15 protein-coding genes are annotated in these 14,977 nt (G+C 56.2%); 11 read left to right on the top strand and 4 right to left on the bottom strand.

Annotated features, from left to right (window positions below; all coding sequences use genetic code 11):
- Positions 1 to 93: 93 nt before the first annotated feature.
- From CPA59_RS02945 to uxaC, 3 genes are all read right to left on the bottom strand, one after another.
- A complete protein-coding gene (locus CPA59_RS02945; RefSeq protein WP_038917776.1) occupies positions 94 to 1,584 on the bottom strand; it encodes a UxaA family hydrolase in 1,491 nt (496 codons plus the stop codon).
- An 18-nt stretch (positions 1,585 to 1,602) separates the two neighbouring features.
- Entirely contained in the window at positions 1,603 to 3,054 is a 1,452-nt protein-coding gene (locus tag CPA59_RS02940) for a tagaturonate reductase (RefSeq protein WP_107758670.1), read from the bottom strand.
- A gap of 304 nt (positions 3,055 to 3,358) precedes the next feature.
- On the bottom strand, positions 3,359 to 4,768 hold the full coding sequence (gene uxaC, locus CPA59_RS02935; RefSeq protein ID WP_038917774.1) for a glucuronate isomerase: 1,410 nt from the start codon (positions 4,766 to 4,768) through the stop codon (positions 3,359 to 3,361).
- A 516-nt stretch (positions 4,769 to 5,284) separates the two neighbouring features.
- On the opposite strand from uxaC, the gene CPA59_RS02930 reads away from it, so the two are divergent.
- The 9 genes from CPA59_RS02930 to CPA59_RS02890 all read left to right on the top strand — a co-directional run bounded on the left by CPA59_RS02930 (position 5,285) and on the right by CPA59_RS02890 (position 12,341).
- Positions 5,285 to 6,586, top strand: a complete 1,302-nt coding sequence (locus CPA59_RS02930; protein WP_107760760.1) for an MFS transporter — start codon at positions 5,285 to 5,287, stop codon at positions 6,584 to 6,586.
- A gap of 241 nt (positions 6,587 to 6,827) precedes the next feature.
- Positions 6,828 to 7,607, top strand: a complete 780-nt coding sequence (gene exuR, locus CPA59_RS02925) for a transcriptional regulator ExuR (protein WP_022632078.1) — start codon at positions 6,828 to 6,830, stop codon at positions 7,605 to 7,607.
- 734 nt (positions 7,608 to 8,341) lie between these two features.
- A complete protein-coding gene (locus CPA59_RS02920; protein ID WP_038917773.1) occupies positions 8,342 to 9,016 on the top strand; it encodes a DedA family protein in 675 nt (224 codons plus the stop codon).
- Between the two features lie 3 nt (positions 9,017 to 9,019).
- Positions 9,020 to 9,370 carry an EnvZ/OmpR regulon moderator MzrA gene (gene mzrA, locus CPA59_RS02915; RefSeq protein ID WP_038917772.1) on the top strand — a complete coding sequence of 117 codons (351 nt, stop codon included), beginning with the start codon at positions 9,020 to 9,022 and terminating at the stop codon, positions 9,368 to 9,370.
- A gap of 198 nt (positions 9,371 to 9,568) precedes the next feature.
- Entirely contained in the window at positions 9,569 to 9,874 is a 306-nt protein-coding gene (locus CPA59_RS02910) for a YqjD family protein (RefSeq protein WP_038917771.1), read from the top strand.
- 3 nt (positions 9,875 to 9,877) lie between these two features.
- Positions 9,878 to 10,276 carry a phage holin family protein gene (locus CPA59_RS02905; RefSeq protein WP_038662552.1) on the top strand — a complete coding sequence of 133 codons (399 nt, stop codon included), beginning with the start codon at positions 9,878 to 9,880 and terminating at the stop codon, positions 10,274 to 10,276.
- On the top strand, positions 10,273 to 10,569 hold the full coding sequence (locus tag CPA59_RS02900; protein ID WP_049854606.1) for a YqjK-like family protein: 297 nt from the start codon (positions 10,273 to 10,275) through the stop codon (positions 10,567 to 10,569). The genes CPA59_RS02905 and CPA59_RS02900 overlap by 4 nt, the downstream gene beginning before the upstream one ends.
- 285 nt (positions 10,570 to 10,854) lie before the next feature.
- Positions 10,855 to 11,250 (top strand): DoxX family protein, encoded by a 396-nt coding sequence (locus tag CPA59_RS02895; protein ID WP_038662558.1) that lies wholly within the window; start codon positions 10,855 to 10,857, stop codon positions 11,248 to 11,250.
- Between the two features lie 104 nt (positions 11,251 to 11,354).
- Positions 11,355 to 12,341: a glutathione S-transferase family protein gene (locus CPA59_RS02890; RefSeq protein ID WP_107758669.1), complete on the top strand. Its 987-nt coding sequence runs from the start codon at positions 11,355 to 11,357 to the stop codon at positions 12,339 to 12,341.
- A gap of 106 nt (positions 12,342 to 12,447) precedes the next feature.
- On the opposite strand, the gene CPA59_RS02885 is transcribed toward CPA59_RS02890, so the two are convergent.
- Positions 12,448 to 13,344: a LysR family transcriptional regulator gene (locus CPA59_RS02885; protein ID WP_038917767.1), complete on the bottom strand. Its 897-nt coding sequence runs from the start codon at positions 13,342 to 13,344 to the stop codon at positions 12,448 to 12,450.
- Positions 13,345 to 13,453: 109 nt separating this feature from the next.
- On the opposite strand from CPA59_RS02885, the gene CPA59_RS02880 reads away from it, so the two are divergent.
- Positions 13,454 to 14,158, top strand: a complete 705-nt coding sequence (locus CPA59_RS02880) for a pirin family protein (RefSeq protein WP_038917766.1) — start codon at positions 13,454 to 13,456, stop codon at positions 14,156 to 14,158.
- Between the two features lie 252 nt (positions 14,159 to 14,410).
- On the top strand, positions 14,411 to 14,920 hold the full coding sequence (gene zur, locus CPA59_RS02875) for a zinc uptake transcriptional repressor Zur (protein ID WP_033570633.1): 510 nt from the start codon (positions 14,411 to 14,413) through the stop codon (positions 14,918 to 14,920).
- The last annotated feature ends 57 nt before the right edge of the window (positions 14,921 to 14,977 follow it).

The following is a 14,977-nucleotide window of genomic DNA, read 5'->3' as shown; positions in this document are numbered from 1 at the left end:
CGTTCAAATAATGAAACGCCGTTTTATTTTATTTGGAATCGTTTAGATTTACAACGACCGTATTGATAACGATCGAGTTTGTCATGATCCGCTTTACAAGGTCACACCGCTTTTAAAGATCGCCAGTTCGCGGAAATCGTTGATCTCGTTTTTCGCCAGCTTGCCGTTGGCGATCTCAACGATCAGATCGACAAACTGCGACAGCAGCTCATCCATCGACATACCGTGAATCAGACGCCCGGCGTCAAAGTCGATCCAGTGCGGTTTCTTTTGCGCCAGTTCGGTATTGGTCGCCAGTTTCACCGTCGGCACAAAGCCGCCGTAAGGCGTACCGCGACCGGTACTGAACAGCACCATGTGACAGCCGGCGCCTGCCAGCGCGCTGGTGGCTACCGCATCGTTACCCGGCGCGCTCAGCAGGTTCAGCCCCGGCGTATGCAGGCGTTCACCGTACTTGAGCACGTCCACCACCTGGCTCTGCCCCGCTTTCTGGGTACAGCCGAGGGATTTCTCCTCCAGCGTGGTGATGCCGCCGGCCTTGTTGCCCGGCGACGGGTTTTCGTAGATCGGCTGGTTATGTTCAATGAAATACTGTTTGAAATCATTGACCATGTGCACGGTTTTCTCGAATGTAGCTTCGTCGCGGCAACGGCTCATCAGGATGCGCTCGGCGCCGAACATTTCCGGCACCTCGGTCAGCACGGTGGTGCCGCCGTTGGCGATGAGGTAATCCGAGAAACGCCCCAGCAGCGGGTTGGCGGTAATGCCGGACAGACCGTCCGAACCGCCGCACTCCAGACCAAACTTCAGCTCGCTGAGCTTGCCCGGTGCCCGGCGATCGTCGCGCATCACCTGATACAACTGGTGCAGACGTTCCAGACCGGCTTCCACTTCATCTTCCTGCTGCTGGCAGATCATAAAGTTGACGCGATCGGCATCGAACTCGCCCAGCGTATCGCGGAACGCAGATACCTGATTGTTCTCACATCCCAGACCGATGACCAGCACCGCCCCCGCGTTCGGGTGACGCACCATGTTCTGCAACATGGTGCGGGTGTTTTCGTGGTCCTGCCCCAGTTGGGAACAACCGAACGGATGAGTGAACAGGTAAACGCCGTCGATACCTTCCGCATCGTTGGTTTCCTTGAGGAAACGCTGCTGGATCTGACGGGCGATGCCGTTGACGCAGCCGACGGTCGGCAGGATCCACAGTTCGTTGCGGATCCCGACGTCGCCGTTTTTGCGACGGTAGATTTGAACCTCGCGATCCGCCAGCTGCGCCGGCAGATCGATGAACTCCGGCTGGTACTGGTACTCGTCCAGATCGCTCAGATTGGTTTTGGCGTTCTGCGAGTGGATGTGCTCGCCGGGCGCGATGGCGACCAGCGCGTGGCCGATGGGCAGGCCGTATTTCACGATCATCTCGCCGGACGCAATCGGCCTGAGGGCGAACTTATGCCCGCGCGCTACCGGCTGCGGCAACGCCAGGGAGATATCGCCAACCGACACCGTTTCATCCTGCGCCAGATCGCGCAAGGCGACGGCGACATTGTCCAACGAATGAATTTTGATGATGCTCTGCATGGATAAAACCTTATGCGATTAGCAATAACCCGCCACCGCGTCACGCATGCCGCGCTCAACGATAGCCTGCAGTTGTTCGATGACCAGCGCCGCCAGACCGGGCACCAGCGTCAAATCCTGCTCCCAGTGCTCCGCATCGCTCAGCACCGCGTTCACTACCTGCGCCAGCGACGTGGTGCCGGCGCGCACGCCGCCCCACAGCACCTCATAACGCTCCAGCCAGTGAGCGTCGTCCTGCAGCGGGTAGCTGTCGCCGTTGCGCTCGCCGCGATAAAAAGCGATCAGCGCCGCCAGCGCGAAGGTCAGGCGTTTCGGCAAAGCGCCGTGGCGTTCGCGGTAGGTCAGCAGCTGCGGCAGAATGCGGGTACGGAATTTGGTCATGCCGTTCAGGGCGATAGACAGCAACTGATGCTGGATGAACGGGTTTCTGAAACGGCTCAGCACCGCCTGCGCGAACGACACCAGCTCGTCGTGCGGCAGATCCAGCACCGGTACGATCTCCTCGGCGATGGTGGTTTCGACAAACTTGCCGATCTGCGCATCGTTCAGAGATTCGCCCACGGTATCCAGGCCGGCCAGGAACGCTACCGGCACCAGCGCGGTATGCGCGCCGTTAAGGATCGCCACTTTGCGTTCTTTGTACGGCTTGATGTCGTCGACAATACGCACGTTCAGTTTCAGCTTGTTCAGGCGCAGCTCTTCCGCCAGCCATTGCGGCCCCTGAATCACAAACAGGTAGAAGTACTCGGCGGTATCCAGGAAGGTGTCCTGATAGCCCAGTTCCTGCTGCAGCGCGTCCACTTCGGCGCGCGGGTAACCGGTTACGATACGGTCCACCAGCGTCGAGCAGAAGGTGTTGCTCTCGTTCAGCCAGGCGGTGAACGCCGCCGGCAGTTCCCACTGCGCCGCGTAACGCAGCACCAGCTCTTTCAGTTTTTCGCCGTTGTAGTCGATCAGTTCGCACGGCAACAGCACCCAGCCTTTGTCGGCGGCGCCGTTAAAATGGTTAAAACGTTCGAACAGCAGGCGGGTCAGTTTGGCCGGGAAGCTGGCCGGCGGCGTGTCGGTCAGGCGATCGTCAGCATGGTAGCTGATGCCGGCTTCCGTCGTGTTCGAAAACACAAAGCGGATGTTGGCGTCATGCGCCAGCGCCAGATACTCGTCAAACTGGCGGTAAACATTGATTTCACGGTTAACGGAGCGGATCAGGCGCGGCTCGCGCACCGCTTCGCCCTGCTCGTTCAGGCCGCGGATGATGGTGGTGTACAGGCCATCCTGGGTATCCAGCGCGGGCGGAAAATCGGTATCAATCGGACGAACCACAACAATGCCGGCATCCAGATCGGTATGTTCATTCAACAGATCCAGTTGCCAGTCAATAAAGGCGCGAAGGAAATTGCCTTCGCCAAATTGGATGACGCGGTCAGGGTGACGACGGCCAGGAAAATCACGACGATTCAGCGTTTGCATTAACAAGCTACCTCAGAACACGACACTTCGGGACAAACGCCAGTCGGTACAACCGTCAGATCATTACGACAGCGTCAGGTCAGCACGACAGCGTCAGGGCGGCGGATTCAGCACCCTGCGCCAGCCCGAAATCACAACATTGACAGACGGGCCCGCGATAGCGCCCGCCCTCCCTTTTCTTATATACCCGTCATACTTCAAGTTGCAGGTATGTTGGCTGCCCTTACTCACCCCGGTCACTTACTGATGTAAGCTCCCAGGGATTCCCTCGGTTGCCGCCTTCCTGCAACTCGAATTATTTTGGTTATAACTCGATGCCGAAATAGTTTTTGGCGTTATCGAAACAGATATTTTTCACCATCTCGCCCAGCAGCGGCAGGTCGCCCGGCGCCTCGCCATCTTCCACCCAGCGGCCGATCATCTGGCACAGAATGCGGCGGAAGTATTCATGACGGGTGTAGGACAGGAAGCTGCGGCTGTCGGTCAGCATGCCGACGAAACGGCTCAGCAGACCCAGTTGCGCCAGCTGCGTCATCTGACGCTGCATGCCGTCTTTCTGGTCGTTGAACCACCAGCCGGAGCCAAACTGCATCTTGCCCGGCATACCTTCGCCCTGGAAGTTGCCGATCATGGTGCCCAGCACTTCGTTATCACGCGGGTTCAGGCAGTACAGGATGGTTTTCGGCAGCAGGTTTTCTTCATTCTGCTTGCTGAGCAGGCGGGACAGCTCCTGCGCCAGCGGGCGGTCGTTGATGGAGTCGAAGCCCACATCCGGCCCCAGCAGATTGAACTGGCGCAGGTTGTTGTTGCGCAGTGCGCCGATGTGATACTGCTGCACCCAGCCGCGGCGTGCGTATTCGGCACCCAGCCACACCAGTACCGCGGTTTTGAACTGCGCCACTTCGTGTTCGCTCAGGGTTGCGCCGGACAGGCGACGGGCCAGAATGCCATCCAGCGTGGCTTCATCCGCGTCGGCGTACAGCACGACGTCCAGCGCATGGTCGGACACTTTACAGCCGTGTGCGGCAAAGTGGTCCAGACGCTTGGTCAACGCGGCCTGCAGGTCGCTGAAACGGCGGATGTCGGTATCGGACACTTCACCGAGCTTCGCCATATAATCGTTAAAGGTCGCCAGTTCGATATTGAATGCCTTGTCAGGACGCCAGCTTGGCAGCACCTTGATAGAGAAGGTTTTATCCTGAGCGACCGCTTTATGGTGCACCAGATCGTCGATCGGATCGTCGGTGGTGCCGACCATTTTCACGTTCATCTGCTGCATGATGCCGCGCGCGCTGAACTCGTCACGCTCCAGCAGGGCGTTGGTGCGGTTCCAGATGTCTTTGGCGGTAGACGGCGACAGCAGGGTGCCGGTGATGCCGAACGGACGGCGCAGTTCCAGATGCGTCCAGTGATACAGCGGGTTGCCGATGGTATGCGGTACGGTGGCGGCCCAGGCTTCGAATTTCTCCCAGTCGCTGGCGTCGCCGGTGCAGAAACGCTCCGGCACGCCGTTGGTGCGCATGGCGCGCCATTTGTAATGGTCGCCCTTCAGCCAGATGTCATACAGGTTTTTAAAGCGGTAATTCTCGGCAATCTGCGCAGGCGGCAAATGGCAGTGGTAATCAAAAATGGGCTGATCCGCTGCAAATTCATGGTACAGCCGACGGGCAAACTCAGTATCCAACAAAAAATCTTCACTTAAAAACTGGGGCATGTTCGCTTCCTCACACTACATTTGCCAACCAAATGCGGTCACGCTTACAAAGATATCACACCAATTATCTGCGATAACTGACACCATTAGTGAGGTCATGATCGCAAAAATGGCATAAATCGCTTCCCATCACACCATTTTTACGCTTCCACCTCGCCAGACTGCGGTTCCTGTGGGCCGGGTTATTTTATTCCCTATCAAAATAATGGTTTTGTGATATCACTCAACTTTTAAATTGGTATGACAAATTATTGTAGCGCTGCCTGATGAGGGGATTCAATCTCAATATTGTCAACAGGGTTGATATCCCCGCCGGAAAACAATAACGCGCGCGGCGGGATCGCCGTCGCAGCCCGCCAGCCGTGCCCGGCGGCAGGGCAACCGGTCAGGCGGCAACTCCCGCAGGCTTTGACCGGGGCGCAGCTGCGCCCCGTCACTTTCGGCGTGGTCTACACCTATCGCGGCAGACCGATGACAGGTTCCGCTGTGGTAATTAAACTCGGAGAGATATTTAACATGTTCAAGATCAAAGGCTTGCGCTGGTACATGATCGGACTGGTGACCATCGGTACCGTTCTGGGCTACCTGACGCGTAACGCAATTGCCGCAGCGGCGCCAACACTGCAGGAACAGCTCCATATCAGCACCCAGCAATATTCCTATATCATTGCGGCCTATTCAGCCTGCTACACCATCATGCAGCCGGTTGCCGGTTATGTACTGGATTTGCTGGGCACTAAAGTCGGCTATGCCGTATTTGCTATCCTGTGGGCGTTGTTCTGCGCCGGCACCGCGCTGGCCAACAGCTGGGGCGGCCTGGCCATCGCGCGCGGCGCGGTCGGTGCGGCAGAAGCGGCGATGATTCCCGCCGGCCTGAAAGCCAGTAGCGAATGGTTCCCGGCCAAAGAGCGCTCCGTCGCGGTCGGTTACTTCAACGTCGGTTCTTCAATCGGCGGCATGCTGGCTCCGCCGCTGGTGGTCTGGGCTATCATGGCGCACAGCTGGCAGATGGCGTTCCTGATCACCGGTGCGCTGAGCATGGTGTGGGCAATCGGCTGGCTGTACTTCTATAAGCATCCGAAAGATCAGAAAAAACTCAGCGCGGAAGAGCGCGACTACATCCTGAGCGGTCAGGAAGCTCAGCATCAGGTTGGCAACGCCAAGAAACTGTCCGCCTGGCAGATTCTGCGCAACCGTCAGTTCTGGGGCATCGCGCTGCCGCGTTTTCTGGCTGAGCCGGCCTGGGGTACTTTCAACGCCTGGATCCCGCTGTTCATGTTCAAAGTCTATGGCTTTAACCTGAAAGAAATCGCCATGTTCGCCTGGATGCCGATGCTGTTCGCCGACCTGGGCTGTATCCTTGGTGGTTATATGCCGATGTTGTTCCAGAAATACTTCAAGGTGAACCTGATCGTTTCCCGCAAACTGGTCGTCACCCTGGGCGCGCTGCTGATGATCGGCCCCGGCACCATCGGCCTGTTCACCAGCCCGTATATCGCTATCGCGCTGCTGTGCGTCGGCGGCTTTGCCCATCAGTCCCTGTCCGGTGCGCTGATCACCCTGTCTTCCGACGTGTTCGGCCGTAACGAAGTGGCCACCGCCAACGGTCTGACCGGGATGGCCGCCTGGACCGCCAGCACCCTGTTCGCCCTGGTGGTAGGTGCGCTGGCCGATACCATCGGCTTTAGCCCGCTGTTCGCCGTACTGGCTATCTTCGACCTGCTGGGCGCGATCGTTATCTGGACGGTACTGAAAAACCACCCGGCTTCCGAAGAGGGAAATAACGGCACCGACCTGAAAGCCGCACAGCAACACTAACAGACAAATTTCTGCTTCACGCCATTCATCCGGTATCATGATCATGGGATACCGGATGAATCCTTTCCTCTGGGTTTATCACAACAGCTAACTGTGACGTGGGTGTTGGTCGCCGTCCGCTGTAGGTGGTATAACAAATCTACTCTGAATATCAGTCTACATTAACGAAATCATCATAACGAGATAGACGCAGTGACGCACGTTGCCTCAGGGAGCGTCCTCTATCTTAAGAGCAGGCATCATGGCACTGACAGAATCCAGACGGCTCTACCAGCAGTTGGCCGCAGAATTGAAACAACGCATTGAGAACGGCGTTTATCCGGTGGGCGACAAGTTGCCGGCCGAGCGCAATATTTCCGAAGAGATGAACGTCAGCCGTACCGTGGTACGTGAAGCCATCATCATGCTGGAAGTGGAAGGTTACGTGGAGGTTCGCAAAGGCTCCGGCATTCACGTTATGTCCAGTCAACAGCGCCATCTGCTGGCCGCCAACGGCAGCGACGCCGATTTTCTTACCGCCGGGCCGTTCGAGCTGCTGCAGGCGCGCCAATTGATAGAAAGCAATATCGCAGAGTTCGCCGCCACTCAGGTCACCCGGCAGGACATCATCCAACTGATGGAGATTCAGGAAAACGCCCGTCAGGAAGATCGTTTCCGCGATTCGGAGTGGGATCTGAAATTCCACGTACAGGTCGCGCTGGCTACCCAGAACTCGGCAATGGCCACCATCGTGGAAAAGATGTGGAGCCAGCGTATCCACAACCCTTACTGGCGCAAGCTGCATGAACATATCGACGACAAGTCGATCGAAAGCTGGTGCGAAGAGCATGATCAGATTCTTAAGGCGCTGATCCGCAAAGATCCTTACGCCGCCAAACTGGCGATGTGGCAACACCTGGAGAACACCAAGCAGATGCTGTTCCGCGCCACTACCGATGACTTCGAATTTAATGTCGATCGCTACATGTTCGCCGAAAATCCGGTCGTCCATCTCGATCACATCACCAACGGCAAATCCTGAATTTCCCCATACCTTTCCTGCATTTTGCCCCCACCATTCGGGGGCAAAAAAGTCATCCAGCGTCGAGTTCTGTCAGCAAGTGTAAAATATGACGGCAATCACAACCTTTTCCCAATAAACAGGTCGTTATACGTTTTCAGAACGTGATATTTTCCTATCTCGCCCGCACTGCTTTTGTTACAGTTAGGGTACTTTTTTTACGCTTAATTACTGGCAGAACGACCTGAAAGGCAAAATAACCGGAAAGGAACATGGCAAGTGGGGAAATACGCTGAAAAGCGCCAGTATGCCCCGGCAAGCCGGCCAACTGCCCGTATCGCAACGTTTATCAGCGTAAACAGGACATGCCATCGGCCACACACGGATAATGACATCAGTCTGTACCCCAAAATTCGAGTTGCAGGACGAAACGCTCGCGTGTTGAACAAGGCAACGCGTTTGGTCCTTCAGGATAGGGCTCATTACGAGTCTTGTAACGCGGCAAGCGAGTGACTCCCCAGGAGCCCGGTAAGCGACTGGAGTGATCGAAGGCAGCCACTTGAAGTATGAAGGGTATATGTGCAGGCTCGTGAAGGAGCACGCCACCCGATGTACAGCAATGACCGCTCTGCGTACCCGGCTCATCAGCGCGCCCGTTCATGGTTCCGAACATCGGACTATGCCAACGGCGGCAGCGCTGACGGGTCACAGGTTCTCAGCGTGGTTTCTCCAACGCCGCAGTACAGGAACACCAGATGGATATAGTTAAAGAACTTTTGCATGCTCTCTGGCACCAGAATTTCGAAGTCCTGGCCAATCCCAAACTGGTCTGGACGATTTACCTGCTGCTGTTTTTGATTTTGTTCCTGGAAAACGGCCTGCTGCCGGCAGCTTTCCTGCCGGGCGACAGCCTGCTGATTCTGGTGGGGGTGCTGGTAGCCAAAGGCACCATGAATTACCCGTTCACCATCGCGCTGTTAACCACCGCCGCCAGTCTTGGCTGCTGGGTCAGTTATCTGCAGGGAAAATGGCTCGGAAATACGCGAGTCGTTCAAGGATGGTTGTCGCATCTTCCATCACACTATCACCAGCGGGCGCATCAGTTGTTCCACCGTCATGGGTTATCGGCGCTGTTGATCGGCCGTTTCCTGGCCTTCATCCGAACCTTGCTGCCGACCATTGCCGGGCTGTCCGGGCTGAATAACACCCGTTTCCAGTTCTTCAACTGGATGAGTGGTTTTTTGTGGGTCATCATTCTGGTTTCTCTCGGTTTCGCGCTGGGCAAAACCCCGGTATTCCGCAAATACGAAGACCAGCTGATGTTCTGCCTGATGATGCTGCCGCTGGTTTTGCTGTTTATCGGGCTGGCAGGGTCGCTGCTGGTGCTGTGGCGTAAAAAACGCATGATGGCACGTGAAAAAAGGAATTGATTGATGACCAACCGCAGGTTCAGAAAGCCCTCCGCCTGGCGTCTGTTGCTGCTGCTGTTGCCGCTGGTCGTGCTGCTCTCCATGTCGTCACGGCGTCTGCCGGACGAGGTGATGCTGCACATTACCCCGCTGCATCAGGGCGCGCCTTTGCCGGATGGCTTCTATATTTACCAGCGGCTTAACGAACGGGGTATCGCCATCAAGAGCATTACCCCGGAAAACGACAGCATCATCGTGCGGCTGTCTTCGCCGGAGCAAAGCGGCGCGGCCAGAGAAATACTGAGCACCGCGTTGCCGCACGCCCTTGTCATCGCCCAACGCATCAACGGCGCTTCGCCGGTTATCAGAAGCTGATCCCCTGCGGACACGAACCGTGTTCCGTTTTTTCGCCGCCTGTTATGTCATTCCCTTCTTTTCGAACTAATTTCGCCAGTTTTACAGCGGGTTATCAGAATTATCCGTAGTCATTCCTTCAGCAAAGATGAAAATCTGCACTATAGTTAACACTGAAAGTGGTTAACACTATGATTCATCAAATAAAGGAGTGTTCACATGGCACAAGAATCCAATACCGAACAGTTGCGAGCAGAGCTGCGTTCTCTGGGAGACACACTGGAAGAGGTGTTACGCTCCTCCAGCGATAAGTCCAAAGCCGAACTGGACAAACTGCGCGATAAGGCTGAAACCGTCCTCAAAGAGTCACGCGAACGTCTGAATGACACCGGCGAACGGATTACGGCGCAAGCCCGCGAAGCGACCCAGTGCGCCGATGATTTCGTACATAAAAATCCCTGGACCGGGGTTGGCATCGGCGCCGCCGTCGGCGTGGTGCTGGGTCTGTTGCTGGCTCGCCGTTAACTTATGGAGACAGAACCGCAACGCCAGGGCCCCGGCAGCACCGCCGTTTCCACCGTACAGCGGATTCTCGCCATTCTGGTCGGTATGGCGGAAACACGCCTCAGACTGGCGGTGGTGGAACTGGAGCAGGAAAAAAACCTGCTGATTCAGTTGTTGCTGATGGTGGGGTTGACCCTGCTGTTCACGGCGTTTGGCCTGATGAGCCTGATTGTGCTGATTATCTGGAGCATTGATCCGGCCTTGCGCCTGACGGCATTGTGCTGGATCACCGCCGCCCTGTTTGGACTGGCGTTGTTCGGCGCGCTCTGGACGCTAAAACGCCTGCGCCGTTCCACGCTATTGCGGGACACACGCAAAGAGCTGGCGACGGATCGTTCGCTGCTGGAGGATGAGTCAAAATGAATCGTCAGCAGCGTCTGGCCGCCGAAAAACAGCAACTGCTACGTCAGATCCAACAACAACGGCTGGATCTGGCGGCGAACAAAAACCGTTGGCTGGAAATCACCGCACCCTGCGACGACTACTGGCAGAAATTGGCGCGGATACGCCGCTATCTGGTCGTGATCCCGCCGATCGTCGCCATACTGGGGATACGCCACCCGCGGCGGCTGATGAACCTGGCACGCAAGGCCGCCGGCATCTGGAGCGCATTAAAGCTGATACGCTCCGTAGTGCAATCACCGCCACGGCGGTGAAGCCCGGTTTTCCATCTTTTCGCCGCACGGTTCGTTCACCATGTATCCTCGTCACGTTTTATCATCACCGGGGTCGGCATACATACCGTTTCCCGGTTTTTTCGTTCATCGGTCGCCGGCATGGTCAATTTTTCTGACATAAAACAACAATTTTACTCGCTGGCACCGGCCCGCTTTCGCCTCTAGTATTCTTCCCATCTGTTAAACAAACGTTCTAAACAAGCCACGCCGGATGCGCCCTTGTCGATTTTGCTCCGGCAGCAAACACACTACTGGAGAATATCGATGAAAAATTTTGAGAATGCATTGCTGATGGTTGCCCGTATTCTGCTGCCAATCCTGTTTATCGTTGCCGGTTACGGCAAACTGGGCGCATCTTACGCCGCAACCCAACAGTATATGCAGGCGATGGGCGTTCCGGGCGCACTGCTGCCATTGACCATTCTGCTGGAACTGGGCGGCGGTCTGGCGGTTCTGTTTGGCTTCCTGACCCGCACCGCTGCAATCGCCACCGCAATTTTCACGCTGCTGACCGCATTCATTTTCCATACTGATTTCGCTCAGGGCGCCAACCAGTTGATGTTCATGAAAAACCTGTCTATCGCCGGCGGCTATGTACTGCTGTTCGTCACCGGTCCGGGCGCATTCAGCATCGACCGTCTGCTGAACAAAAAATGGTAATGGCAGTCTGAATAATCAGTTGAGCAACACAGCCTGACTATCATTTGATGGCGGTCGACAGCATGCTGTGACCGCCATTGTCATTATTCCTGGAGGATCCGGCTATGGGATTATTGGTTGACGGCGTATGGCACGACACCTGGTATGAAACCCAGTCATCCGGCGGACATTTCAAGCGGCCGCAGACATTTTTCCGCAACTGGGTCACCGCCGACGGCGAAGCCGGCCCGACGGGCACCGGCGGTTTCAAAGCAGAAGCCGGTCGCTACCATCTGTACGTATCGCTGGCCTGCCCCTGGGCTCATCGCACGTTGTTACTGCGAAAACTCAAAGGTCTGGAACAACACATCGATGTCTCGGTGGTGCACCCGCTGATGCTGGACCACGGCTGGACCTTCGACACCGATTTTCCACAGGCCACCGGCGACACACTTTATCAGCACGAATTTCTCTATCAGCTTTATCTGCACGCCAAAGCCGACTACAGCGGGCGCGTCACCGTTCCCGTGCTGTGGGACACTCAGCAGCACACCATCGTCAGCAATGAATCCGCGGATATCATCCGTATGCTCAACAGCGCGTTCGACGGTTGCGGCGCCATACCCGGTGATTACTATCCGCTGGCGCTGCGAGGGCAAATCGACGAGCTGAACGAGTGGATTTACCACCAGGTTAACAACGGCGTGTACAAAGCCGGCTTTGCCACAACGCAAACCGCTTACGACGAATCCGTCGGGCTGGTATTTACCGCCCTGGACAAACTGGAAACCATCCTCACCCGACAACGTTATCTGGCCGGCGATCGTCTCACTGAAGCAGACATTCGTTTGTGGACGACGTTGATCCGTTTTGATCCGGTCTATCACACCCATTTCAAATGCGACAAACGCCGGATAAGCGATTACCCGAACCTGTATGGTTATCTGCGTGAGATCTATCAGTTGCACGGCGTAGCCGACACCGTGGACATGGCGCATATCCGCCACCACTACTATCGTAGTCATGGCACCATCAACCCTCACGGCATCATCTCCGTAGGGCCGGAGATGGACCTGAATACGCCGCACGGCCGTGATAAACGCTACCCGTAATCTCTGGTGAACAACGCGTACGATTTACCGACACGCTCCAGACACAACAACGCCGCCGGTTGATTTCAGCCAACCGGCGGCGTTGTATTTTGCCTTCATGCCGCCATCAAAACGCGTTGAATATGCGCGGAATTTCCCGTAAAAACCACGCCTTGGCTTCGCCCATACTGTCGCGCCGCCATGCCATGATAATTTGAGCTTCCATGGAATCTTCCGGACTTACCACTCGCAGACGGCCTTCGGCGATATCCTGCGCCACCCGCTCATACGGCATGGTCGCCACCCCCAACCCGGCCAGCAACGCCCGGCGCTTGTCATCCATCGAACTCACGGTCAGGCGCGGCTGTTTATCCAGCAGTTGCACCGTCAACACCGGACGCTCGCGAGCGGTATCAGCGATAGCAATACCCCGGTATTTGACACGAGTCACTTCCGATAACGGTTCGGGCTCATCGTGAATCGGGTGGTCCGGGCTGGCCACATACACGTTTTTCATCAAATAGAGTTTGCGGGTGTTGATCTCTGAAGACGAACGAAAGTGCATGTCCGGCGCGACAACGATATCCGCTCGCCCCTGCTCCAGCCGTTCCCACGCCCCAGCCAGCACTTCGGTCAATAATGACACTTGGGTATTGGCCTTTAGCGATAGCTTGTCCAACAGCGGAAAAAAGTGCTCGGTCGGCACCAGCGCTTCCACCACGATGGTCAGGTGGGTTTCCCATCCTCGCGCCAGCGCTTCGGCATCCGTGGTTAGTTTGTCGGCGGCTTCCAGCAGAATTCGTCCCCGCTCCAGCAGCATCCGTCCGACATTAGTGAATTTGGTGCGATGGCCTGAGCGGTCGAACAGCACCACATCCAGTTCATCCTCCAGTTTCTGCATGGTATAACTCAGAGCGGACGGGACTCGCCCCAGTTCATCTGCAGCGGCAGCAAAACTTCCCCGGCGATCGATGGCGTCCATGACCCTTAAAGCTTCTAGTGTTAATGCCCGTTCTTTTGCCATTTCTTCACTCATTCAGGATTTTTGAACGTACCGACCAGATTAACTGGCTAACAATCCATCGTCCAGACAATTACTATCGCTTTATCAATAATTCTCAGGGTCGAATACCATGATCATTAGCAGAGCAGCAGAACAATGCGGCCAGGCTGACTATGGCTGGTTGCAGGCACGTTACACCTTTTCTTTCGGTCATTACTTTGATCCTGATCTACTGGGTTTCGCCTCGCTGCGGGTGCTCAATCAGGAAGTGCTGGCCCCGGGTGCCTCTTTTCAGCCACGAACCTATCCGCGCGTCGACATTCTGAACATCCTGTTGCAGGGCGAGGCGGAATACCGCGACAGCAACGGTAATCATACCCGCGCCAAAGCGGGCGAAGCCTTGCTGCTGGCCGCCCAGCCTAACGTCAGTTACAGCGAACACAATATCGGCGACGACACGCCGCTGACCCGGCTGCAACTGTGGCTGGACGCCTGCCCAACGCGGGAAAACCGGTGTTTGCAGCGGTTAGCGCTGAAAGACCAACCTTACCAGTTGCTGGCATCGCCGGATGAGTCGGCCAGCGCCTTTCATTTGCGTCAACAGGTGTGGATCCACCATCTGAATCTGGCGGCCGGCGAGCAGCACAACCTGACGCTAAACGGCAACCGCGCCTATCTGCAATCGATTCACGGCACGATCAGCATCAACGGCAATAGCGCTGCGATTCCCAACGTATTGCGCTGCGGCGACGGCGCGTTTGTTCAGCAGGAAAACAGCCTTATCATCCGGGCGGAAACCGCCACACGAGCATTGCTGATCGATCTGGTGGTCTAAGCCTGATCCGTGCTCGTACAAAGCCCCGCCACGCATGTTGCCTTCCGCCCTGACCACCAGGTTTCAGGGCGGTGCCGGCGCCGCGAATCAGGCCGGTACACGGCAGGGATTCCGCTATGAAGAAAATGAATCGCCAGTTATGCAGTGTGACGAGAGATGGCCCAGCGCAACCTTGCGGCAGCCATCTCGGCGTTTTTATTCAGTCATGGTAAGATGCCGCCATGATTTCACACTCGCTTCAGGGTTACTGCAATGGATTCAACCAATCCGGACAAACTTGTTGCCCAGGCTGAACAGCTTTGCCAGCAACGCAATGTGCGTCTGACGCCACAGCGTCAGGAAGTGTTGCGCTTGATGGCCCAGCAACCCGGTGCGATCAGCGCGTATGATCTGCTGGATTTGCTTCGCGTTTCCGAGCCTCAGGCCAAGCCTCCCACCGTTTATCGCGCGCTGGATTTCCTGCTGGAACAAGGTTTTATCCACAAGGTGGAGTCCACCAACAGCTATGTGCTGTGCCATCATTTCGAAGAACATAGCCATACTTCGGCATTGTTTATCTGCGACCGCTGCGGGCAGGTGACGGAACGTCAGACGGAAGGCGTTGAGGAAACGCTGCACCAGTTGGCGAAACAGGCTGGCTTCGCTCTGCGTCACAGTGTGGTGGAAGCCCACGGCTTGTGTGGCGAATGCCAGAAGGTGGAGTCCTGCGAACATCGGGACAGCTGTAATCATGATCACAGCATCATGGTGAAGAAACGCTAAGTGTGAAGCATTGCTTCACACTACTCTTTCTAAATACATGATTCTTTATGAATACAT

This window comes from Dickeya sp. Secpp 1600 (genome assembly GCF_003049805.1).
GTDB lineage: Bacteria > Pseudomonadota > Gammaproteobacteria > Enterobacterales > Enterobacteriaceae > Dickeya > Dickeya fangzhongdai.
This window is presented reverse-complemented; position numbering and strand designations above follow the sequence as displayed.

Bases quoted from the DNA above. Each gene is read 5' to 3' on its own strand.
- CPA59_RS02880 (WP_038917766.1), top strand. From the start codon at position 13,454: ATGATCATTAGCAGAGCAGCAGAACAATGCGGCCAGGCTGACTATGGC.
- exuR (WP_022632078.1), top strand. From the start codon at position 6,828: ATGGCACTGACAGAATCCAGACGGCTCTACCAGCAGTTGGCCGCAGAA.
- CPA59_RS02940 (WP_107758670.1), bottom strand. From the start codon at position 3,054: ATGCAAACGCTGAATCGTCGTGATTTTCCTGGCCGTCGTCACCCTGAC.
- CPA59_RS02900 (WP_049854606.1), top strand. From the start codon at position 10,273: ATGAATCGTCAGCAGCGTCTGGCCGCCGAAAAACAGCAACTGCTACGT.
- CPA59_RS02905 (WP_038662552.1), top strand. From the start codon at position 9,878: ATGGAGACAGAACCGCAACGCCAGGGCCCCGGCAGCACCGCCGTTTCC.
- mzrA (WP_038917772.1), top strand. From the start codon at position 9,020: ATGACCAACCGCAGGTTCAGAAAGCCCTCCGCCTGGCGTCTGTTGCTG.
- zur (WP_033570633.1), top strand. From the start codon at position 14,411: ATGGATTCAACCAATCCGGACAAACTTGTTGCCCAGGCTGAACAGCTT.
- CPA59_RS02920 (WP_038917773.1), top strand. From the start codon at position 8,342: ATGGATATAGTTAAAGAACTTTTGCATGCTCTCTGGCACCAGAATTTC.
- CPA59_RS02890 (WP_107758669.1), top strand. From the start codon at position 11,355: ATGGGATTATTGGTTGACGGCGTATGGCACGACACCTGGTATGAAACC.
- CPA59_RS02895 (WP_038662558.1), top strand. From the start codon at position 10,855: ATGAAAAATTTTGAGAATGCATTGCTGATGGTTGCCCGTATTCTGCTG.
- CPA59_RS02930 (WP_107760760.1), top strand. From the start codon at position 5,285: ATGTTCAAGATCAAAGGCTTGCGCTGGTACATGATCGGACTGGTGACC.
- CPA59_RS02945 (WP_038917776.1), bottom strand. From the start codon at position 1,584: ATGCAGAGCATCATCAAAATTCATTCGTTGGACAATGTCGCCGTCGCC.
- uxaC (WP_038917774.1), bottom strand. From the start codon at position 4,768: ATGCCCCAGTTTTTAAGTGAAGATTTTTTGTTGGATACTGAGTTTGCC.
- CPA59_RS02885 (WP_038917767.1), bottom strand. From the start codon at position 13,344: ATGGCAAAAGAACGGGCATTAACACTAGAAGCTTTAAGGGTCATGGAC.
- CPA59_RS02910 (WP_038917771.1), top strand. From the start codon at position 9,569: ATGGCACAAGAATCCAATACCGAACAGTTGCGAGCAGAGCTGCGTTCT.